A 20,332-nucleotide genomic window follows, 5' to 3' on the forward strand; every position below is an offset into this window, starting at 1 on the left:
CATGGTTAGTAACTTCAGACATCACCTGTTGAGTCTGTCGTTACTGATTGGCGTAGCGGCCCCCTGGGCCGCTCATGCCCAAGCGTCAATCAGTAGCGTTGGCTCCGGCTCGGTCGAAGACCGTGTCACCAGTCTCGAAAGAATCTCCAATGCCCAGGCACAGCTGATGCAGCAACTGCAGCAGCAGATGAGTGATAACCAGCGGGATATCGACTCATTGCGTGGGGAAATCCAGCAAAATACCTATCAGCTGAATCAGGTTATTGAGCGCCAGAAGCAGATCTATCAACAGATCGACAGTCTGAGCAGCAATAACAGCAGCAATGCCAGTCAGCCTGCCGCGGGTGCCGGTGACAATGCGGCTGCGGGCGCTGCGACAGCGGGCAACGATGCAGGTGCGGCCGCAGCCGGCAGCAGTGCACCTGTTCAGAGTGGCGATGCTAACAGCGATTACAATGCTGCTGTTGCGCTCATTCTGGAGAAAAAACAGTACGATCAGGCCATCACTGCGCTGCAGGCGTGGGTGAAGCGTTACCCGGACTCGACGTATCAGCCGAATGCCAATTACTGGCTGGGGCAGCTGTTTTATAACAAAGGTAAAAAAGACGACGCAGCGTATTATTACGCCACGGTGGTGAAGCAGTATCCAAAATCCCCCAAGGCGGCTGAAGCGTTGTTTAAGGTTGGCGTGATCATGCAAGAGAAAAACGACACGGCAAAAGCCAAAGCCGTTTATCAGCAGGTGATCAAACTTTACCCGAACACCGAATCTGCTAAGCAGGCACAAAAACGCTTGTCTGGTATGTAATTTGTGCAGGTTTGACCGGATATCGATGGATTTCTGGTCTTGCCGCATGAAAGGTAGGCAATTGAACCCCTTAACAGAAAATAAGGGTTGCGCTACCTCGGTAAATCAGTAATATATGCCGCCGTTGCCGGGACACATTGCAAATGTGTCTGGCAAGCCTGAAGATGGGTCGTTAGCTCAGTTGGTAGAGCAGTTGACTTTTAATCAATTGGTCGCAGGTTCGAATCCTGCACGACCCACCATCTCCCGCAGGACGCTGTTCCCCAAGAGAACCTTCAGTATTGCTTCACAACCATTAAGATGGGTCGTTAGCTCAGTTGGTAGAGCAGTTGACTTTTAATCAATTGGTCGCAGGTTCGAATCCTGCACGACCCACCATCTTATTCTCAGGCAGCATGCAGGCATGTGTTTGAGCGGTTGTAAGCCCCGAGCGGGTCGTTAGCTCAGTTGGTAGAGCAGTTGACTTTTAATCAATTGGTCGCAGGTTCGAATCCTGCACGACCCACCAATACAGAAAAGCGCGCCCACGGGCGCGCTTTTCGTTTATGGAGCAGTACAGTCAAACGTGCATGATGAGAACCTGCAGCAGGTTCGACTGAATCGCGGTGCGATTCAGGCTGATGCGTCAGCATCACCCGCAGGGCGAGGCCCACGGGGCCGAAGGCCATCCTGCACGACCCACCAATACAGAAAAGCGCGCCCACGGGCGCGCTTTTCGTTTATGGGGCATTACAGTCAAACGTGCATGATGAGAACCTGCAGCAGGTTCGACTGAATCGCGGTGCGATTCAGGCTGATGCGTCAGCATCACCCGCAGGGCGAGGCCCACAGGGCCGAAGGCCATCCTGCACGACCCACCAATACAGAAAAGCGCGCCCACGGGCGCGCTTTTCGTTTATGGGGCAGTACAGTCAGGCGTGCATGATGAGAACCTGCAGCAGGTTCGACTGAATCGCGGTGCGATTCAGGCTGATGCGTCAGCATCCACCCGCAGGGCGAGGCCCAGGGGCCCGCAAAATCTGTCGTACTCCCGTCAGGGCCCAACAACCTGCGTCCGCACTGTTCCTGTCCGGCAGCGTGCCGTTGAACGGGCGTCACGCAGGCGGATCTAATCATCTGCCATAAAAAAAGCGCCCGACAGGCGCTTATAGGGCGTAATACGTCAGCCGGATTAGCGTGCGGCTGTCTGACCGGGTTCCAGGCTAAACTGTTTGACCAGCGTTTCAAGTCGGCGCGCCTGATCTTCCAGTGCGGTGGCTGAAAGGGCAGAGGCAGAGACCAGCGAGGCGTTTTGCTGGGTGGTGCTGTCCAGTTCTGAGACCGCACGCGCAATCTGCTCAATGCCACGGCTTTGCTCATCCGAGGCGGAAGAGATCTCACCCACGATATCATTCACACGGGAAATCGCCTGAACCACCTGTCCCATTCTCTCGCCCGCGCGCGCAACGCGGTTATTGCCTTCCGCGATTTGACTGACCGATGCGCTGATCAGCTGATCGATATCCTTCGCCGCCTGCGCACTGCGCTGCGAAAGGTTACGTACTTCGCTGGCGACGACCGCAAACCCCCGGCCATGCTCGCCAGCGCGTGCCGCTTCCACGGCGGCATTCAGAGCCAGGATATTGGTCTGGAAAGCAATACTGTCGATAACGGCCGTGATCTCGGCGATTTTCTTCGAGCTGGCAGAAATATCGCCCATGGTTTGCACGACTTCCGTGACGGCGGCACCGCCTTGCTCCGCCGTTTTAGACGCTTCAGCAGCAATCTGGCTGGCGTGGCGCGCGTTATCTGCGTTGTGCTTCACCGTAACGGTTAACTGTTCCATGCTGGCAGCCGTCTGCACCACGGCGGCGGACTGCTGTTCTGTGCGTGACGAGAGCGTGTGGTTGTCGCTGTTAATACTGCTCGCCGCCTGCGACAGCGTGAGCACGCTGTCGCGGACCTCCAGAATCATTGTCCGCAGACGCTGATTCATCGCGCCCATCGCGCCAGCCAGTTTGCCCAGCTCATCACGGCCCGCCGGTTTGATATCGGCGCTTAAATCGCCCTTAGCAATGCGCTCCGCCAGCCATAAATTCTTTCTGACGGGATGAGTAATCTGTCGGCCAATCAGCCAGGCAATCAACATGCCCAGCAGCACAGCAAGGCCAACCGTCAACAGCGTCAGGTTAACAGAACTCCTGGTCAGGTCGCTGTTTTCTACCTTCATCTGCTGCAGAAGCGTTTTGAGGATAGCACTGCTCTTATCGCCATCGACCTTCACCGCGTTCTCCGCCTGACTGAGGGCCAGAAAGCCTGCCGCGTAACGTTCACTGAGTTGCTTAATCTCAAGGGTTGCATTCCACAGCGCGTTGAGCTGCGTCTGAGCATCGGGAGGTAATTGCGGTAACAGAGTGGTGAGGGCGGTCTGGATGGCGTTGACCTGCGGTGTGAGCTGAGACTGAATCGCGCTGGCATGAGCGGGATCATAACGGAGTAACTGAAGCTGATCGCGCAGCTGGCTGATTGCAAGCAGTTGCTGAAACAGTGCACTGGCATCGGTCATCTGGGTTTTAATCAACGCTTCGTACAGCGTTGACTGGCTCTGCATGTTGCGCTGATCGAGCTGCTTACCCGTTTCTGCCAGAGACTGCATGGCCTGGGTCATTGCGCTGATGCTGGCCTGAAAGTGGCTGAGCTGGCTGGCGATATCCTGGAGCTGTGTTTCCTCCTCGGGCAGCCATCGGTACTGTTGGGCATCATGCGTCAGCTGAGCGGCATGGGCGATATAATCCGCCATCACTTTCCCCGCTTTCTCATCGCCATACAGCAGTTTCAACCGGTTAACCTTAGCCTGAAACACGTCAATATTAATGTCGTAAATCAGGTTGCTCTGTTCATAAACGTCATGGATAGTTTTAAAACGCGCGATGCTTACCGCGCCCGATCCCACCACCAACAGCAAAACGAGTCCAAATCCTAAACTGAGTTTGTGCGAAATTTTTGTATTTTCTAACCGCAACCCCATGACCTCTGCCTCCTGCCCATGTCAACGATGTTAAGCCAAATTGGTTATCGGTTGAGCAGGCCAGGAGTTTAGAGGCGAGGCGTGATATTTCTTTTCAGGACAACGGGCTGCTTACTTCGCACTGGCCGGTGACAGGCTTTTCCAGATATGCATCACGGCGTAGCTGCGCCAGGGACGCCATACCTGTGAGCGCGCGTCTGCCGCTTTGGGTGTTAATCCCCCCAGATTATTGCGCACGGCGATATCCTCTTTCGGGAAGGCATCCGGCCAGCGCAGCGCCCGCATGGCAATGTAGTGGGCGGTCCAGGGGCCAATGCCCGGTAAGGCCACCAGGCGCGCCATGATGTCGTCAGGCGAAAGCGTCGCATTGAAACGCAGGCTGCCCTCGTTACAGGCGGCCGCAAAGGCCAGAATCGCTCTGGCGCGCGCGCTGACAATGCCCAGGCGGGCAATCTCATCGACTGTGGCCCGAGCAATGCGCTGGGGTTGCGCAGAATAGCGCGACAGATCAGGGAACGGCGTGGTGCAGGGTTCACCAAATGCCTGAGCAAAGCGGCTGCTGAGCGTCGTGGCGGCTTTAACGGTGACCTGCTGGCCCAGAATGGCGCGTACGCCCATTTCGACACTGTCAAATGCGCCGGGGACACGCAGGCCGGGGTAATCCTGAATACTTTGCGCCAGCAGGGGATCCTGTTGCAGGTGTTCGGCAATGCGCTGCGGCTGAGCATTCAGGTCAAACAGGTCGCGCAGCCGACGCAGCAGGGCAGGCAGCACAGGCGTGAGAGAGCGGGTGAATTCCACCTGAAGCGCCTGCTTTGCCGGGAGATGCGAAATGCTGACCCAACCCCGGTATTCGCCCAGCGCCACCGTCCGGCGGTAGGTTTCACCATCAACGGCTTCAATGTCGTTCATTAACCGCAGGCGTAAAAAGTCCAGCATCGCCTGCCAGTCGTAAGGCGGACGATAGCTGAGGCGTAACCGCATTGTGTCCGTTGCAGGTTGCGGCGACAGGTTGCCGCTTTTGCGCAGTGCGCCCGGCGTCATGCGATAGCGCGCCTGAAACACGTCATTAAAGCGCCGTAAGCTGCCAAATCCACTGGCGTAAGCGATCTCGGTTACCGGCAGCGTGGTTTCGGTCAGAAGCTGCTTAGCCAGCAGCATACGACGTGTCTGTTTAAGCTCCAGTGGCGTGACGCCCAGCTCCTGCTGCACAATGCGCCGCAGCTGACGGGCGCTGATGCCAAACTCTGCAGCAATCGCATCCAGGCCGCTGTGGGCTTCCAGCAAGCCCTCTTCAATGCGCTGCACCAGTCGGTCGGCCACGCGGTGGGCGTTGTCCACGGGGGCGTTGCCGGGTGCCAGCTCCGGACGACAACGCAGACAAGGGCGAAAATGCGCTTTCTCTGCCGCCTCAGCGCTGTTGAAGAACAGACAGTTTTTCTGCATTGGCGCTTTCACCGGGCAAATCGGGCGACAGTAAATGCCGGTTGAGGTCACGCCGACAAAAAACACGCCATCGAAGCGCGTATCACGCGAGGTCAGTGCCTGGTAAGCGGTATCTGAATCAAACATGGTTTTTCTCCGGCAAAGAGCGACAGCGTAGCGCGGGCATTGGATATTGACTGGCTGTTTTCGGACAGCACAACAGTTTATTGTAATGACCGAAAACAGCCAGTTTCACGTGGCGAAAATGCGATAATGCCAGACAGCAATGTGATGGAGGGAACAGCATGTATTACTGCAAACCTGTGATAACGCCGGTGGGCGAACTGACCCTGATCGCCAGCGATCGCGGTCTGGCGGCCATTTTATGGCAGGACGAAGTGCGCAGACATCCCCGGTTGTCGCCGCGTGAGCGCGACGATAATCATCCTGTTTTACGCGAAACCGAAACGCAGTTACGTGAGTACTTTGCCGGCACTCGGCGCGTTTTTGACTTACCGCTGGATATGGACGGCACAGCATTTCAGAAAAAAGTCTGGCAGGCGCTACTTTCTATTCCGTTTGGCGAAACCCGCAGTTACCGCCAGATCGCCGAGCAGATTGGGCATCCGGCAGCGGTACGTGCCGTCGGTGCTGCTAACGGCAGAAATCCGTTGTCCATTGTGGCACCGTGTCATCGGGTCATTGGGGCCAATGGAAAACTGACGGGATTTGCCGGTGGACTGACGGTCAAAGCCTTTTTGCTTCAACTGGAAGCCCCTCAGCCCGGTCTGGTGGGGCTTTCTGCATCGTCATGACCAAATAAAACGCGACAGGCTGCTGCTTTTTCGCTATCGTGTTTAGCATATAAAACACGATGGCGGTATTTACGTCCTGTTAAGCCAGAAATGGCTATTTTCGTTAATTTTACAGAACGAGAGCGGTGTCATGAGCGCAATCTTTGATCCTGAACATGCGGTGTATCCTTTTCCTCCTAAACCCGCCCGGCTGAGTGACGAGCAAAAAACGCTTTACCGGGAAAAAATTAAAGCCCTGCTGAAAGCCCGTAACGCCGTGATGGTGGCGCACTATTACACGGATCCTGACATCCAGGCCTTAGCCGAAGAAACCGGCGGTTGCGTCTCTGACTCGCTCGAAATGGCGCGTTTTGGCAGCCAGCATCCCGCCACTACGCTGCTGGTGGCCGGCGTGCGCTTTATGGGCGAAACCGCCAAAATTCTCAGCCCGGAAAAAACCGTGTTGATGCCGACGCTGGAGGCCGAATGCTCGCTGGATCTGGGCTGCCCGATTGAGGCGTTTACGGCCTTCTGTGATGCGCATCCTGACCGGACGGTGGTGGTATACGCCAATACTTCTGCGGCGGTAAAAGCGCGCGCCGACTGGGTTGTCACCTCCAGCATTGCCGTCGAACTGATTGAACATCTGGACAGCCTGGGGGAAAAAATCATCTGGGCACCGGATCGGCATCTCGGGCGCTATGTTACGCAAAAAAGCGGGGCCGACGTGTTATGCTGGCAGGGCGCCTGCATCGTCCACGACGAATTCAAAACTCAGGCGCTGCAGCGGATGAAAGCGCTGTATCCGGATGCGGCAGTGCTGGTTCATCCCGAGTCGCCGCAGGCGATTGTGGATCTGGCCGATGCGGTAGGCTCAACCAGCCAGCTGATTCAGGCGGCAAAAACCTTGCCACATCCGCAGATGATCGTCGCCACCGATCGCGGCATCTTTTACAAGATGCAGCAGGCGGTTCCTGACAAAATATTGCTGGAAGCGCCCACCGCCGGTGAGGGCGCAACCTGCCGAAGCTGTGCGCACTGTCCCTGGATGGCGATGAACGGACTGCAGGCCATTGCCGAGGCGCTGACGTCGGGTGGGCGGGCTCATGAGATCCACGTAGACGCGGCGCTGCGCGAGGCCGCGCTGGTGCCGCTAAACCGTATGCTATCCTTTGCAGCAGACCTCAAACATAACGTGAAAGGAAACGCGTAATCCGCGTCGTTGACAGGTGCCTGATATGGATTTTTTTAGCACGCAAAACATTTTAGTTCACATCCCGTTGGGCGCGACCGGGTACGATCTGTCCTGGATTGAAGCCGTTGGCACCCTGGCGGGCCTGTTATGTATCTGGCTGGCCAGCCTGGAGAAAATCGCTAACTACGCGTTCGGCCTGATAAACGTGACGCTGTTTGCGGTGATATTTTTTCAGATTCAGCTCTATGCCAGCCTACTGTTACAGCTGTTCTTTTTTGCGGCCAACGTTTATGGCTGGTACGCCTGGAGCCGACAAACCATTGATAACCAGGCGGCGTTAACGATTCGCTGGCTCCCGCTGCCCAGGGCCATTGGCTGGGCGGCGGTTTGCGTTATAGCGGTGGGGCTGATGACGATCTACATCGATCCGGTGTTTGCCTTTCTCACCCGTACCGCGGTGGCCCTGATGAATGCACTGGGTTTTACGGTGGCGATGCCGGCGTTGCAGCCGGACGCCTTCCCTTTCTGGGATGCCTGCCTGATGGTGCTGTCGATTGTGGCAATGGTGCTGATGACGCGGAAGTATGTTGAAAACTGGCTTTTGTGGGTTGTTATCAACGTGATCAGTGTGATGGTGTTTGCCCGTCAGGGGGTGTATGCGATGTCGCTGGAGTACGCCATTCTGACGTTAATTGCGCTGAACGGCTCACGCATGTGGATCATCAGCGCACGCAAACAGGGTTCGCGTGCGCTCTCGGCTTAGTGATGATGGCTGTGATGATGAACGTGGTCACTGTGGTGAGGTGAATGATCACTGTGCTGATGGGACGTTTCAGCAGCATGATCCGAATGCCCGCCATGATGATGGCCCTCTTCAATGACCTGTCCGTTCAGCTCACAGTCAGGGCCCACGCAGGGCTGAAACTCCATCTGTACCGTAGCATGCTCAATCTGATAATGGTCATGCAGGTACGTGTGGATGCGGCGGAGCAGGCCATCATGATCGCGCGGTGGAATGACCTGGACGTGCAGCGTTAAGATCGGTTGCTCGCCCACCTGCCAGACATGTACATGATGGACATCGCGCACCTCGGGAATATTTCGCTTCAGATCGCGCCGCAGTTTCTTCACATCCAGCGACGCAGGCGCGCCTTCCAGCAACTCATGTAAACTTTCCCGCAGCAGCGACCAGGCGCTACGCAGCACCAGCATCGACACGACGATGGATAAGATGGGGTCAATGGGCGTCCAGTTGGTAAACAGAATAATCACCGCGGCGACAATCGCGCCCACCGAACCAAGCAAATCCCCCATGACGTGCAGCGCAGCCGCCCGCACATTCAGGTTCTTTTCTTCACTGCCGTGATGCAGCAACCAGAAAGACAGAATATTCGCCAGCAAGCCGGCAATCGCAATGCTGAGCATCAGGCCGCCTGTGACGGGTTGCGGATGGGTAAACCGTTCCACCGCTTCCCAGACAATCAAAATGGTGATGCCGATTAAGGCGAGGGCGTTTACAAACGCGGCCAGCGTGGTCAGACGTAGCAGGCCAAAGGTATGACGTTCATTGGGTTTGCGTTTGGCAAACTGAACCGCCAGTAAGGCCATTAACAGGGCGGCGGTATCGGTCAGCATGTGACCGGCATCGGCCAGCAGCGCCAGCGAGCCCGACAGCCAGCCGCCAATCACTTCTGCCACCATAAAGAGTGCCGTCACGGCAAACGCGGCCATCAGCCGCGTACGGTTAGTGTCCTGACCGCTATGAGAGTGGGTGTGTGCCATACGTGTCCAGTTTATGTAGTAATCTTTCGGTCAATGATATCAGCAATTGCCACTCTGCTGAGATGTTGTGATGCTGTCTGGCGCGATCGGTCAACTTCTGACAAAGCGCTACGCCCTCATCAATGCCAATCAGCAGCCAGCTTCCTTTCAGGCGATGCGCGGACTCGGCTAACTGTCTTTCGTCACCGCTGGCAATGGCCGCGCGCAGTTGTGCCATGTCTTTCTCCACGGTAGCACGTAAGGTTTTGCCCAGTCGGCTAAGATAGTTCTCGTTTTGCTGCGCCAGTGTCCACAGGTTGTTATCCAGCGCGGCCAGCGGATCGTCATGGAAGGCGGTCAGCAGGTCGCTGATATCCTGTAGCTGTACCGGTTTAATCAGCACCCGTTCATGCGGCTCAGTCTGTACATTCAGTAACTGCGCATCAGCAGAGCACAGCACCCGCAACGGCCTTCCGCCTCGCTGACGCTGGCGACGACGCAACACGCGCAGCAGGAGCATACCGTCCGGGCGCGGCATCATCTGATCGATAAACAGCAGGTCGTAAGGGCGCCGGGCATCGGCCAGCAACAGGTCGCGGCCCTGCTCAAAACAGTCCGCCTGAATCGCAAAGCGCGCCAGCTGCTGCTGCATTACGATCAGGTTTGTCGGATGATCATCCACTACGGCCACGCGCAGTTGCGGAAAACCTGGCAGCGTGGCCGGATCGCCCTCAGGGACGCTATCGCAGGGAATCAGCGGCAGGATAAGTGTGACCTCGGTACCTTTGCCGGGCTGAGAATGCAGGTGAATCTCACCGCCCATGCGCTGCACCATTTCCCGACAAATAAACAGCCCCAGGCCACTGCCCTGAACGGAAAGCGCTTTGCCCGACGGGGCCTGGTACCAGGGATCGAACAGTCTGAGCTGTTCTTCAGGGGGAATCCCGCTGCCGTTGTCGCTGACGGTTAACTGCAATTTGTCTGTAGCCGACAGCGTCAGGCGGATGAGGCCGTGCCGGGTGAATTTAAAGGCATTGGTCACTAAGTTGTTGACGATCTGCTGCAGGCGGTCCGCATCCAGCATCACCGCGTCAGGCAGCGGCGTCAGGGCCTCTACCTGTAAATGCGGGCCATCCGGCCGCATCAGCGGATGATAGAAATGGCGCTGCTGCGCCAGCCAGGGTGCCAGTGCCAGCGGGCGGGGCGACAGGGTGAAACTGTTGTTTTCAATGCGCGCGTGATCCTGCAAATCATTCAGCAACGTCATCAGGGACTGCGCGCTCTGGTACAGAAGCTGCAGGTTTTCACGGCTGCTTTGCTGTTTTTCCAGCTCCAGTAGCCCCAGGATCGCCTGCATCGGCGTTCGCAGCTCATGGCTGACCGTCGCTAAAAACTGGCTCTTCATGGCATTCGCGTGTTCCGCCTGTTCGCGCTGTTGGCGATCCCGCCGTTGCTGCCAGTAACGCCGGGCCAGTAACAGCAGTAACACGACAATAGCAACGCCTGCCGCCGCCAACACCGCGACGGGCAGCACGCGCATCGCGCCCACGCTGCCGGGCTGGGGCGGCATTGACCAGCGATCGCGCATCTGGTTTTGCGTATCGACGGGAATCTGCTGTAACGCGCGATCCAGCAGCCCACGCAGAACAGGCTCATCAGGTGCCACTCCGATGGCCACAGGCCAGGCGATATCGCTGGCCGCGAAAGCCAGATGAATGTGGGGATCGTTACGGCTGGCAATGCGCCAGCGCGCAGACAGGACGTTATCGACCAGCGCGTCAATCTGACCGGTAGCCAGCGCGTCGTACAGGCTGTTGCGATCCGCAAAGCGTTGAACCGGGATGGTGTCAGGGACGAGGCGCTGGGCCAGATCATCCTGCAGGATACCAATACGTTTGCCTGCCAGATCGCTCCAGTGAGAGCCGGCTGCGGGCTGGCGGCTGTAAATACCCCAGAGTGCCCGCCAGACGGGCAGGCTGGTGCTTTGGGTTTCACCGTTGAGCGGTTGCATCAGCTGTAACATCACCTGATGCTGTGCCAGCAGCGTGGCCGCCTGTTGCGGATTACTGACCCAGTGCGGCGTAAAACGTAAACCGGTGCTCTGTGCGACCGCATTGAGCAGATCGATACCGTAACCGCGGGGCGTGCCGTTGCTGTCGCGATAGCTCCAGGGATAGTTATCGGCTTCAGCGGCGTAGGTAACCTGGGGATGGGCTGCTATCCATTGCCGCTCGCTGGCGCTCAGCATCAGCGTTTGTGTGTCCTGATACCGCGGCAGGCTGCTGCTCCAGCGCGCCTGTAACGTGCTCATCAACTCTGCGGGTAACTGGCGCAGGCTCTGATTCAGCCACGCAATCAGCGCGGGATCGCGGGAAACCGCGCGCAGAGTCAGTTGCCCGGCATCAATCCCCGACGCGATTTGGTAAATTTGTCCCTGCTGTAGCTGACTCAGCAAAAATCCCGCGCTGGTTTCATCGGCGACCACATAGTCGTTTTGCTGATTGAGCAGCGTGTAGAGCGCCTGAAGATCGCTGCCGTAGGTGCGCCAGTGATGGCGGGCAGCCAGCGCAGGCGGAAGCTGTGCCAGGGTTTGCTCGCTGATCGCCAGTTGTGCATTATCACTGTTAAACATGACGGCACGCTGGTTCTGCTGATTACGGTAAATACGTAACGGGCTGCTAAACCAGCTGTCGCTGGCAACGGCGCCCGCGGGAAAGGGCGGGGCCAGCATGCCTAACGCAAAATCAATCTGCCCCGCCTGCAGGGCGCTCAGCAGAGCCGGCTGGGTGGCATAGAGGTGAAGGGAGAACTGCGCCCCGGTTAACTGGTGCAGCGCCGCCAGATAATCGGCGTCAATCCCGTACAGATCGTTGCCCACATGCATGGCCCAGGGCGCCGTATTCTCATCCAGCAGGCCCACACGCACCACTTTGCCCTGCATCAGCTCTGCGCCTTTTACCGGCATCATCATAGGCAGATTGATACTGCTGACCGGACGCACGTCGGCCTGGGCCAGCGGCGCCAGCAGGAGCAGGAGAAGTAACCAGCGTATCACTGCTGTGCTTTCCACAGATCGGCCAGCTCGACAACAGAACGCGCGCCGGTTTTCTCCAGAATATTCTTTTTATGCGTACTGACGGTTTTATTACTGATATGCAACTGTTCGGCAATTTGCAGGTTGGACAGGCCGCTGGCCAGCAACGCCAGCACCTGGCGCTCTTTACTGGTTAACGGTAATTCGGGTTCGCTGCTGTGGCCTTCAGGAAAGGCTGACTGGCCGCCCAGTACGGCAAGAATGGCACTGAGTAAATGCGCCATCCGCTGGCTTTTCACCACATAACCCGCCGCCCCCAGCGCCTGCGCACGCCGGATGTAGTGGCTGCTTTGCTGGGCAGAATAGATCAGTACAGGACAATCGGGTAAGTGCACTTTCAGGCGGCGCAGAATCTCCAGTCCGTCGCCATCGGGCAGGCCGATATCCAGCACAATGATATCCGGAGGAAGCTGGAGATAAGGGCGAGCGGCGTGCTCGCTGCTGGCCGAAATAAGCTGAATGGGGACAGGCGATTGCGAGAGTGCCGCGTCCAGCGCCACTTCAACCAGTGGATGATCGTCAATCAGAAGCAGTGAGGCCATGAACATTTCCCTGTAAATTTCACAGGCTCAGCATAGCGGAAGTCGCAGCGGGATAAAATAAAGGAGAGCCGCGGCTCTCCTCATAATGCACACAGTATACTTTACTGCGTCGTGCCGTCAGTTTTGGTATTGACGTGGCCGCCACCTTTTTTGGTGTGCACTTTTTTGTTGATATCAGGACATTTGCCATCTTTACACTGGCTGTTCTGATCAATTTCGTTCGCGGTCATATGCTTGCTGCTGGAGGTGCTGTCTCGGGTTGGAGACGACATCTCAGTACCGGTATTGTTAATTTTGCTGTTATCGACTTTATTCGGTGGCAGGTTCTCATTCGCCCCGCCCGCAACGGCACCTGCTGCTGCAGCCTGGTTAGAGTTTCCGTTGGCAGCCATTGCTGCGCCGCTGCCCAGAGTCATCGCTGCCGTCAGAAAAATTAGTGCAAACTTATTCATCATTATGCTCCCGTTAATCAATGATATTTGCTGTCTCTAACCCGCTGTCAGGTTTCAGACAAAAAGCGACCTGAGCGAAATAAAATTTCGCTGGTTAGCTTAAAGACAGGTATTAATAAACGTAAGCCACCGATCCTCAGTAGTTACCCTTAAAAGTCTAGACGCATAACCCATTTATGCAAATTTTACACATGCATTTTACATGGATTCAGAATTTACACCCTGTGCGCTTCCGGCTACATTGGCTGGGTTGAGCCCGGCGCGCGCCGGGCCAGAAATTATATGGAATCAGTATGAATTACCAGAATGATGATTTACGCATTAAAGAGATAAAAGAGCTGTTGCCCCCCGTTGCCCTGCTGGAAAAATTTCCTGCAACCGAACGTGCCGCGCAAACCGTTTCTCAGGCGCGTCAGGCCATTCACCAGATCCTGAACGGGGCCGATGATCGGCTGCTGGTGGTAATTGGACCCTGCTCTATCCACGATACCGAGGCCGCAAAAGAGTATGCCGCACGTCTGTTAAACCTGCGTGAGCAGCTGAAGGGCGAGCTGGAAGTGGTAATGCGCGTTTACTTTGAAAAACCGCGTACCACCGTTGGCTGGAAAGGGCTGATCAACGATCCCTATATGGATGGCACCTTCCAGTTAAATGATGGCCTGCGCCTGGCGCGTAAGCTGCTGCTGGAGATTAACGATTCTGGCCTGCCTGCGGCGGGTGAGTTCCTGGACATGATTACGCCGCAGTATGTCGCTGACCTGATGAGCTGGGGCGCTATTGGTGCCAGGACGACAGAGTCGCAGGTGCACCGTGAACTGGCTTCCGGTCTTTCCTGCCCGGTCGGTTTTAAAAACGGGACCGATGGCACCATTAAAGTGGCGATTGATGCGATCAACGCAGCCGGTTCACCGCACTGTTTCTTGTCCGTGACCAAATATGGCCACTCTGCAATTGTGGAAACGCGCGGCAACAGCGACTGTCACATCATCCTGCGCGGCGGAAAAGAACCTAACTACAGCGCCAGCCACGTCAGTGCCGTGAAGGCCGGACTGGAGAAGGCTGGCTTACCGCAGCAGGTGATGATCGATTTCAGTCACGCAAACAGCAGCAAGCAGTTCCAGAAGCAGATGCAGGTGGCTGATGATGTGGCACAGCAGATGATCAATGGCGAGCGCGGCATCATTGGCGTGATGATCGAAAGCCATCTGGTGGAAGGCAATCAGAGCCTGGAAAGCGGTGAACCGCTGGTTTACGGTAAGAGCGTGACCGATGCCTGTATCGGCTGGGAAGATACCGAAAAGGTATTACGTCAGCTGGCCGATGCGGTCAAACAGCGTCGCGGTTAACCGTGAGGCCATAAAAAAGGGCCAGACATCGCAGTCTGGCCCTTTTTACAGGTCAGTACATTACTTCGCTTTACCCTGGTTTGCCACGGCCGCCGCTTTCGCTGCGATCTCATCGGCGTCACCCAGGTAGTAGTGTTTGACGGGCTTGAAGTTCTCGTCGAATTCGTAAACCAGCGGAACGCCGGTAGGGATATTCAGCTCAAGAATCTCGTCTTCGCTCATGTTATCCAGGTATTTCACCAGCGCGCGCAGTGAGTTGCCGTGTGCGGCGATAATCACTTTCTCACCACTTTTAATGCGTGGCAGGATGCTTTCGTTCCAGTAAGGAATAACGCGATCAATGGTCAGTGCCAGACTTTCCGTGGTAGGCAGTTGCTCAGGGGACAATGACGCATAACGCGGATCGTGTCCCGGGAAACGCTCATCACTGCGATCCAGCTCCGGCGGAGTCACGGCGAAGCCACGACGCCACTGTTTGACCTGCTCGTCACCATATTTAGCGGCGGTTTCGGCTTTATCCAGCCCCTGTAACGCACCATAGTGACGCTCGTTCAGACGCCAGGATTTTTCAACGGGCAGCCAGGCCTGATCCAGCTCATCCAGAATATTCCACAGGGTATGGATGGCGCGTTTCAGCACGGAGGTGTAGGCGAAATCGAACACGAAACCTTCTTTCTTCAGCAGCTGTCCGGCTGCTTTAGCTTCGGTACGGCCTTTGTCAGAAAGGTCTACATCATACCATCCGGTGAAGCGGTTTTCGTTGTTCCACTGGCTTTCGCCGTGTCGCACCAGAACCAGCTTAGTTACAGCCATAGCTTAACTCCTTAATACTTGATGTTTCTGAGATAATGGAAACCTGTTGTCGCCAGCCCGCTGGCCGACCATTGCGCTCTACCATAGCGGAAAACAGCGCACTGCGTAAGTCTGTCTGTGACGCACTGTGCGTTTTTCACCCGGCGGCTCAGTGTGAGGTAAAACGATAGCGCGTAACGGATTCCCAACGATCCCCCGGCTGCAGCCAGCAATCATCCTGTGGCCACTCGGGATGATTGGGCGAATCCGGTAAAAACTCACTCTCCAGCGCAATCCCCTGGTAAGCAGTATAGCTTTCCTGCTCCCGGGCGCGCGTGCCAGCCAGATAGTTGCCGCTGTACAGCTGCAGGGCAGGGGCCGACGTCGTTACACTTAACTGCAGCTTGCCGTCCTGCGACCATAACGCTGCTGCGGGCTGGCTCGCATCGCCCGCGCTGTTAAGTAGAAAGGCATGATCGTAGCCTTTAACCGCCTGTTGATCGGCATCGGCAAGGAAATCCTGCGCCAGGCTTTTGGCCTGACGGAAGTCAAAGCTGGTGCCGTCCACGGCTTTCAGCGGGCCGTTGGGAATACCCTCGCTATCGACGGGCAGATAACGATCGGCGTGCAGTTGTAAGCGATGCTGGCGCGCATCGCCATGATGCGCATCAAGATTAAAGTAAGCATGGTTAGTGAGATTCACCGGACAGGGTTGATCGCACCGGGCTTCATAGTGGATGGACAGGCAGTTATCGTCATCCAGCACATAGCGCAAATCCGCGATCAGATTTCCCGGATAGCCCTGATCGCCGTCAGGCGAATCCAGACGATAATGCACTTCGCTTTCTGACTGGCTGATAATCTGCCAGCGGCGTTTATCGAACCCGTCCGGACCACCGTGTAACTGATGCTCACCCTGGTTGGCGAGCAGTTGTCGGTTGAGGGTATTGAGTTTTGCCCCGGCGATACGGTTAGCGTAACGGCCAACGGTCGCCCCCAGATAGGCATCCTGATGCAGATAATCGGACGGCGTGGCACAGCCTAAGAGAGCCTCGCGCACGCTGCCGTCCTGAAGTGGCACGCGCGCCGACAGCCAGGTTGCTCCCCAGTCCATAAAGGTGGCCACCATTCCGTGCGCATTACGCAGCACGGTGATGCGCCATGGTTGACCATCCGGCGCATGGGAATTGACATCGCTTAACATTGACCTGCTCCTTCTGAAGCTTTACACACGTAGAAGGTCTCCTTGATGCCCGTTTTAGCTTCGTACTGGCTGGCGACGGCGGCCTGCACCTGATCAACCAGCTCAAGCGGCATCAGCGCAACGATACAGCCCCCGAAGCCGCCACCGGTCATACGGACACCACCACGATTGCCGATCTCGGCTTTAACAATTTCAACCAGCGTGTCGACAGGCGGCACGGTGATTTCAAAGTCATCACGCATTGAGGCATGCGATTCCGCCATCAGTTCCCCCATGCGCGTTAAATCGCCACGCGAAAGCACCTCTGCGGCTTCCAGCGTACGGGCATTTTCGGTAATGACATGGCGCACGCGCTTCGCGACGTCAGGATCTAACTGCGCGACCGCCGCCTCAAATTCCGCCAGGCCGACATCGCGTAGTGCTTTCTTATTAAAGAAGCGCGCACCGGTTTCACACTGCTGGCGGCGGGTATTGTATTCGCTGCCCACCAGGTTTCGGCGGAAATTAGAGTTAATGATCACCACGGCCACGTCTTCCGGCAGGGAAACCGGTTTGGTGCCGAGTGAGCGGCAATCCAGCAGCATGGCATGATCTTTTTGCCCCAGCGCGGAAATCAGCTGATCCATAATGCCGCAGTTACAGCCCACGAACTGGTTCTCCGCCTCCTGACCGTTTACCGCAATGGCGGCGCCATCCAGCGGCAGGTTGAACAACTGCTGAAAAACGGTCCCGACGGCCACTTCCAGCGAGGCAGAGGAGCTGAGGCCCGCGCCCTGAGGCACGTTACCGCTAATCACCATATCCACGCCGTTAAAATCAGGCGCGCGCTTCTGTAAATGCTTCACCACGCCGCGCACATAGTTTGCCCACATCGGCTCGCTCACGCTGGTAATGGGATCGTCCAGTGAGAAGCTGTCCTGCGCCTGATCGTAATCCACGGCCACAACGCGTACCTGACGATCGTCGCGTCTGGCACAGGCGATAACGGTTTGGTAGTCAATGGCACAAGGCAAAACGAAACCATCGTTATAATCCGTATGCTCGCCAATCAGGTTGACGCGGCCGGGTGCCTGAATCGTGTGAGTGGGCGCATAGCCAAAGGTGTCGGTAAAGACCTGCTGCGTGATGGTTTTTAAGCTCATTGTTGTGCCTCACGGAAATGAATGTCACTCACGGCGCGCAGACGTTCTGCTGCCTGCTCCGCAGTTAAATCGCGTTGGGTTTCAGCCAGCATCTCGTAGCCGACCATAAATTTGCGCACCGTGGCTGAACGCAGCAGCGGCGGATAAAAATGGGCATGAAGTTGCCAGTGGGCGTTTTCCTCGCCGTTAAACGGCGCACCGTGCCAGCCCATGGAGTAGGGGAAGGCGCACTGGAACAGGTTGTCATAGCGGCTGGTCAGCAGCTTAAGGGCTTTCGCCAGATCGTTGCGAAGCGCCTCGCTCAAATCGGTCATGCGTTTCACGTGCGCTTTGGGCAATAGCAGGGTTTCAAAGGGCCAGGCGGCCCACCACGGCACCACGGCGATCCAGTGCTCGGTTTCCACTACGGTGCGGCTGCCGTCTTGTTGTTCACGCGCACAGTAATCCACCAGCAGCGGCGAGCCGGTTTTTGCAAAATACTGACGTTGATGGTCATCTTCGCGCTGGGCCTCGTTAGGCAGGAAGCTGTTGGCCCAGACCTGGCCATGCGGATGCGGATTCGAACAGCCCATGGCGGCGCCTTTGTTCTCAAACACCTGCACCCACGGATAATGCTGGCCCAGCTCTGCGGTCTGTTCCTGCCAGGTGCGCACGACCTCTTCCAGCGCGCTCAGGGACATTTCAGGCAACGTTTTACTGTGATCGGGCGAAAAGCAAATCACGCGGCTGGTGCCGCGCGCGCTTTCGCAACGCATCAGGAGATCATCGCTTTCGGGTGCATCCGGCGTATCCGTCATCAGCGCAGCAAAGTCATTGGTGAAAACGTACGTACCTTTGTAATCCGGGTTCACATCGCCGGTAATGCGCGTATTTCCTGCACACAGAAAACAGTCTGGATCGTGTGACGGCAGGGCATTTACCGCGGGCGTTTCCTGCGCACCCTGCCAGGGACGTTTGGCCCGGTGAGGTGAAACCAGAATCCATTGGTCGGTCAGGGGATTGTAACGGCGATGGGGATGATCGGCCGGGTTAAATTTTTGCATGTCGCATCCTGGTCAGCGTCAAAATAAAAAAATCATCGCTAAAAAATAGCACATCAAACGGCATGAAAGCGTGATCGAGTCTGAATAAATGGTATCGTTTACACAAGATGACTATTCTTATTTAAAGGCGAAAAGGCACATTATGGTCATGGAATGGGGTTTTAAATGGTAACGTTTACATTGCAGGTAATATCCCCGCCGTTTGCACGGCAGGGTTGTGTCAGATCACATCTTGCTGATAACGGTAGCCGCCTGTGCCATCAGGGAGAAAATGCAGGCGATGCGTAATACAGTGCGGGGCATCTTCGGCATGATGCGAAACAAACAGCAGCTGGGTCCGGCCTTCCCCAATCAGAATATCCACAAAGCGGCGCACCAGTTGCCGGTTAAGCGGATCCAGCCCCTGCAAGGGCTCGTCAAGGATCAATAACGTGGGATGCTTAACCAGCGCGCGGGCGATTAAGACCAGCCGTTGTTGCCCCCAGGACAAACTGTGGAACGGCGCATTCGCCATCGCATTATCCATCCCTGTCAGCGCCAGCCACTGTTGCGCCAGCGCCATCTGGCGGTCAGATACAGCCTGATAGAGACCAATCGAATCGAAAAAGCCCGATAAAATCACGGTGCGCACATTCACGCTGACCCGGTAGTCCAGATGCAGGCTGCTGCTGACATAGCCGATATGCTGCTTGATGTCCCAGATGGTCTCGCCGCTGCCGCGGCGAATGCCGAACAGGGTCAAATCATTGCTGTAACCCTGCGGATGATCGCCCGTCACCAGGCTCAGTAAGGTGGATTTACCCGCGCCATTGGGGCCAATGATGTGCCAGTGCTCACCGGGATTCACCTGCCAGTTCAGGCCGTTGATCACGGGCTGATCGTTATAGGACACCACCGCGTTGCGCAGGATCACGCGCGGCGCATCATCCGCCAACGCGGGCAACTGATCGGGCACATCGGCCTCCGGCAACGCCATACTGTCCAGCTGTTCACTGCGAGCCAGCTGGGCGACCAGCGTCTGGGCCAGAATGGTCTCGCGTGGCCCGACCTGCGTCAGGCTGCATTCGGCCAGAACGCCCACCTGATCGACATAATCCGGAATATCGTCAAAGCGGTTCAGCACCAGCACCAGCGTGACGTCAGCCGCATGCAGCGTTGCTAAGGTGGCCGTCAGATTCGCGCGGGAATCCACATCCAGGCCGTCAAAAGGTTCATCCAGAATCAGCAGATCAGGCTGTGCCATCAGCGCCTGGCACAGCAGCGTTTTTCGCGTCTCGCCTGTCGACAGGTATTTAAAGCGGCGACTGAGCAGACTACTGATGCCAAACTGCGCCGCCAGACGTTCACAGCGTGCGGCATCTTTCACCGCATCCTGAATAATTTCCGCCGTGGTGCGGCCGCTGTCGTCCTCACCTTCGCTGAGTAAATCGGTATTGTTACGTTGCCATTCCTCGGCGACCAGCTTCTGTAGCTGCTCCAGCGACAGGCGCCACGGGCGCTGAAAATCGTGCGTCACCTTACCCGATAACGGGGGAAGCTCGCCAGAAAGCGCGCGTGCCAGCGAGGACTTGCCGCTGCCGTTTGCGCCAACAAACGCCCAGCGCTCACCCCGGCGAAGATGCACATCGGCCAGGGACAGCACCCGGGTATCATTAAGGTGAAATGTGCCTTGCGAAATTTGCAATGAAGCCATGATTTGTTCCATTTTATGCAGCGTTAACTGACGT

The 20,332-nt window shown here is 56.6% G+C and carries 16 protein-coding genes, 3 tRNA genes and 2 other RNA genes; 10 read left to right on the plus strand and 11 right to left on the minus strand.

Going from position 1 to position 20,332, the window contains the following annotated elements; all coding sequences use genetic code 11:
- The first annotated feature begins 1 nt into the window (after position 1).
- The 6 genes from cpoB to G5574_RS19490 all read left to right on the plus strand — a co-directional run bounded on the left by cpoB (position 2) and on the right by G5574_RS19490 (position 1,668).
- The gene (cpoB, locus tag G5574_RS19465) at positions 2 to 808 is read left to right on the plus strand and encodes a cell division protein CpoB (protein WP_033739354.1); all 807 of its coding nucleotides are present in this window, start codon (positions 2 to 4) and stop codon (positions 806 to 808) included.
- A gap of 166 nt (positions 809 to 974) precedes the next feature.
- Positions 975 to 1,050, plus strand: a tRNA-Lys gene (locus G5574_RS19470).
- 60 nt (positions 1,051 to 1,110) lie between these two features.
- Positions 1,111 to 1,186 (plus strand) — tRNA-Lys (locus G5574_RS19475).
- A gap of 54 nt (positions 1,187 to 1,240) precedes the next feature.
- Positions 1,241 to 1,316, plus strand: a tRNA-Lys gene (locus tag G5574_RS19480).
- Positions 1,317 to 1,359: 43 nt separating this feature from the next.
- Positions 1,360 to 1,492, plus strand: a non-coding RNA gene (locus tag G5574_RS19485) — RtT sRNA.
- Between the two features lie 43 nt (positions 1,493 to 1,535).
- Positions 1,536 to 1,668: non-coding RNA, RtT sRNA (locus G5574_RS19490), on the plus strand.
- Positions 1,669 to 1,979: 311 nt separating this feature from the next.
- Here the strand turns inward: G5574_RS19490 and G5574_RS19495 are convergent.
- Positions 1,980 to 3,815 carry a methyl-accepting chemotaxis protein gene (locus G5574_RS19495; protein WP_164483063.1) on the minus strand — a complete coding sequence of 612 codons (1,836 nt, stop codon included), beginning with the start codon at positions 3,813 to 3,815 and terminating at the stop codon, positions 1,980 to 1,982.
- A 111-nt stretch (positions 3,816 to 3,926) separates the two neighbouring features.
- Positions 3,927 to 5,387: an AlkA N-terminal domain-containing protein gene (locus tag G5574_RS19500; RefSeq protein WP_058701089.1), complete on the minus strand. Its 1,461-nt coding sequence runs from the start codon at positions 5,385 to 5,387 to the stop codon at positions 3,927 to 3,929.
- A 158-nt stretch (positions 5,388 to 5,545) separates the two neighbouring features.
- On the opposite strand from G5574_RS19500, the gene G5574_RS19505 reads away from it, so the two are divergent.
- The 3 genes from G5574_RS19505 (at position 5,546) to pnuC (ending at position 7,992) form a co-directional block, all read left to right on the plus strand.
- A complete protein-coding gene (locus G5574_RS19505) occupies positions 5,546 to 6,055 on the plus strand; it encodes a methylated-DNA--[protein]-cysteine S-methyltransferase (RefSeq protein WP_006118472.1) in 510 nt (169 codons plus the stop codon).
- A 130-nt stretch (positions 6,056 to 6,185) separates the two neighbouring features.
- Entirely contained in the window at positions 6,186 to 7,247 is a 1,062-nt protein-coding gene (gene nadA, locus G5574_RS19510; protein ID WP_006118473.1) for a quinolinate synthase NadA, read from the plus strand.
- 25 nt (positions 7,248 to 7,272) lie between these two features.
- On the plus strand, positions 7,273 to 7,992 hold the full coding sequence (gene pnuC, locus G5574_RS19515; RefSeq protein WP_164483064.1) for a nicotinamide riboside transporter PnuC: 720 nt from the start codon (positions 7,273 to 7,275) through the stop codon (positions 7,990 to 7,992).
- On the opposite strand, the gene zitB is transcribed toward pnuC, so the two are convergent.
- The 4 genes from zitB to G5574_RS19535 form a co-directional block, all read right to left on the minus strand.
- Positions 7,989 to 9,011: a CDF family zinc transporter ZitB gene (zitB, locus tag G5574_RS19520; RefSeq protein ID WP_164483065.1), complete on the minus strand. Its 1,023-nt coding sequence runs from the start codon at positions 9,009 to 9,011 to the stop codon at positions 7,989 to 7,991. The two genes, pnuC and zitB, sit on opposite strands and share 4 nt — an antisense overlap.
- A complete protein-coding gene (locus G5574_RS19525; RefSeq protein WP_164483066.1) occupies positions 8,989 to 12,060 on the minus strand; it encodes a hybrid sensor histidine kinase/response regulator in 3,072 nt (1,023 codons plus the stop codon). Before G5574_RS19525 ends, zitB begins: the two co-directional genes overlap by 23 nt.
- Positions 12,042 to 12,626 carry a LuxR C-terminal-related transcriptional regulator gene (locus tag G5574_RS19530; RefSeq protein WP_006118477.1) on the minus strand — a complete coding sequence of 195 codons (585 nt, stop codon included), beginning with the start codon at positions 12,624 to 12,626 and terminating at the stop codon, positions 12,042 to 12,044. The genes G5574_RS19525 and G5574_RS19530 overlap by 19 nt, the downstream gene beginning before the upstream one ends.
- 101 nt (positions 12,627 to 12,727) lie before the next feature.
- Positions 12,728 to 13,081, minus strand: coding sequence for a YbgS-like family protein (locus G5574_RS19535; protein ID WP_006118479.1), 354 nt, complete (start codon positions 13,079 to 13,081; stop codon positions 12,728 to 12,730).
- 290 nt (positions 13,082 to 13,371) lie between these two features.
- Between G5574_RS19535 and aroG the strand changes: the two genes are divergently transcribed.
- A complete protein-coding gene (aroG, locus tag G5574_RS19540) occupies positions 13,372 to 14,424 on the plus strand; it encodes a 3-deoxy-7-phosphoheptulonate synthase AroG (protein ID WP_006118487.1) in 1,053 nt (350 codons plus the stop codon).
- Positions 14,425 to 14,484: 60 nt separating this feature from the next.
- Here aroG and gpmA read toward each other — a convergent pair whose 3' ends face one another.
- The 5 genes from gpmA to modF all read right to left on the minus strand — a co-directional run bounded on the left by gpmA (position 14,485) and on the right by modF (position 20,298).
- Positions 14,485 to 15,237, minus strand: a complete 753-nt coding sequence (gpmA, locus tag G5574_RS19545; protein ID WP_006118488.1) for a 2,3-diphosphoglycerate-dependent phosphoglycerate mutase — start codon at positions 15,235 to 15,237, stop codon at positions 14,485 to 14,487.
- A gap of 148 nt (positions 15,238 to 15,385) precedes the next feature.
- Positions 15,386 to 16,420 carry a galactose-1-epimerase gene (gene galM / locus G5574_RS19550; RefSeq protein ID WP_054687986.1) on the minus strand — a complete coding sequence of 345 codons (1,035 nt, stop codon included), beginning with the start codon at positions 16,418 to 16,420 and terminating at the stop codon, positions 15,386 to 15,388.
- On the minus strand, positions 16,414 to 17,562 hold the full coding sequence (galK, locus tag G5574_RS19555; RefSeq protein WP_006118490.1) for a galactokinase: 1,149 nt from the start codon (positions 17,560 to 17,562) through the stop codon (positions 16,414 to 16,416). The genes galM and galK overlap by 7 nt, the downstream gene beginning before the upstream one ends.
- Positions 17,559 to 18,605 (minus strand): galactose-1-phosphate uridylyltransferase, encoded by a 1,047-nt coding sequence (galT, locus tag G5574_RS19560; RefSeq protein WP_164483067.1) that lies wholly within the window; start codon positions 18,603 to 18,605, stop codon positions 17,559 to 17,561. Before galT ends, galK begins: the two co-directional genes overlap by 4 nt.
- Before the next feature lie 220 nt (positions 18,606 to 18,825).
- Positions 18,826 to 20,298: a molybdate ABC transporter ATP-binding protein ModF gene (gene modF / locus G5574_RS19565; RefSeq protein WP_164483068.1), complete on the minus strand. Its 1,473-nt coding sequence runs from the start codon at positions 20,296 to 20,298 to the stop codon at positions 18,826 to 18,828.
- Positions 20,299 to 20,332 lie beyond the last annotated feature (34 nt).

Origin of the sequence: Pantoea stewartii (genome assembly GCF_011044475.1) — a bacterium.
Classification (GTDB): domain Bacteria; phylum Pseudomonadota; class Gammaproteobacteria; order Enterobacterales; family Enterobacteriaceae; genus Pantoea; species Pantoea stewartii.

What these genes read in the sequence shown, in the direction of transcription:
- aroG (WP_006118487.1), top strand. Translation starts at nt 13,372, where the DNA reads ATGAATTACCAGAATGATGATTTACGCATTAAAGAGATAAAAGAGCTG.
- galK (WP_006118490.1), bottom strand. Translation starts at nt 17,562, where the DNA reads ATGAGCTTAAAAACCATCACGCAGCAGGTCTTTACCGACACCTTTGGC.
- G5574_RS19535 (WP_006118479.1), bottom strand. Translation starts at nt 13,081, where the DNA reads ATGATGAATAAGTTTGCACTAATTTTTCTGACGGCAGCGATGACTCTG.
- G5574_RS19530 (WP_006118477.1), bottom strand. Translation starts at nt 12,626, where the DNA reads ATGGCCTCACTGCTTCTGATTGACGATCATCCACTGGTTGAAGTGGCG.
- G5574_RS19505 (WP_006118472.1), top strand. Translation starts at nt 5,546, where the DNA reads ATGTATTACTGCAAACCTGTGATAACGCCGGTGGGCGAACTGACCCTG.
- G5574_RS19495 (WP_164483063.1), bottom strand. Translation starts at nt 3,815, where the DNA reads ATGGGGTTGCGGTTAGAAAATACAAAAATTTCGCACAAACTCAGTTTA.
- galT (WP_164483067.1), bottom strand. Translation starts at nt 18,605, where the DNA reads ATGCAAAAATTTAACCCGGCCGATCATCCCCATCGCCGTTACAATCCC.
- pnuC (WP_164483064.1), top strand. Translation starts at nt 7,273, where the DNA reads ATGGATTTTTTTAGCACGCAAAACATTTTAGTTCACATCCCGTTGGGC.
- gpmA (WP_006118488.1), bottom strand. Translation starts at nt 15,237, where the DNA reads ATGGCTGTAACTAAGCTGGTTCTGGTGCGACACGGCGAAAGCCAGTGG.
- nadA (WP_006118473.1), top strand. Translation starts at nt 6,186, where the DNA reads ATGAGCGCAATCTTTGATCCTGAACATGCGGTGTATCCTTTTCCTCCT.
- zitB (WP_164483065.1), bottom strand. Translation starts at nt 9,011, where the DNA reads ATGGCACACACCCACTCTCATAGCGGTCAGGACACTAACCGTACGCGG.
- G5574_RS19500 (WP_058701089.1), bottom strand. Translation starts at nt 5,387, where the DNA reads ATGTTTGATTCAGATACCGCTTACCAGGCACTGACCTCGCGTGATACG.
- cpoB (WP_033739354.1), top strand. Translation starts at nt 2, where the DNA reads ATGGTTAGTAACTTCAGACATCACCTGTTGAGTCTGTCGTTACTGATT.
- galM (WP_054687986.1), bottom strand. Translation starts at nt 16,420, where the DNA reads ATGTTAAGCGATGTCAATTCCCATGCGCCGGATGGTCAACCATGGCGC.
- modF (WP_164483068.1), bottom strand. Translation starts at nt 20,298, where the DNA reads ATGGCTTCATTGCAAATTTCGCAAGGCACATTTCACCTTAATGATACC.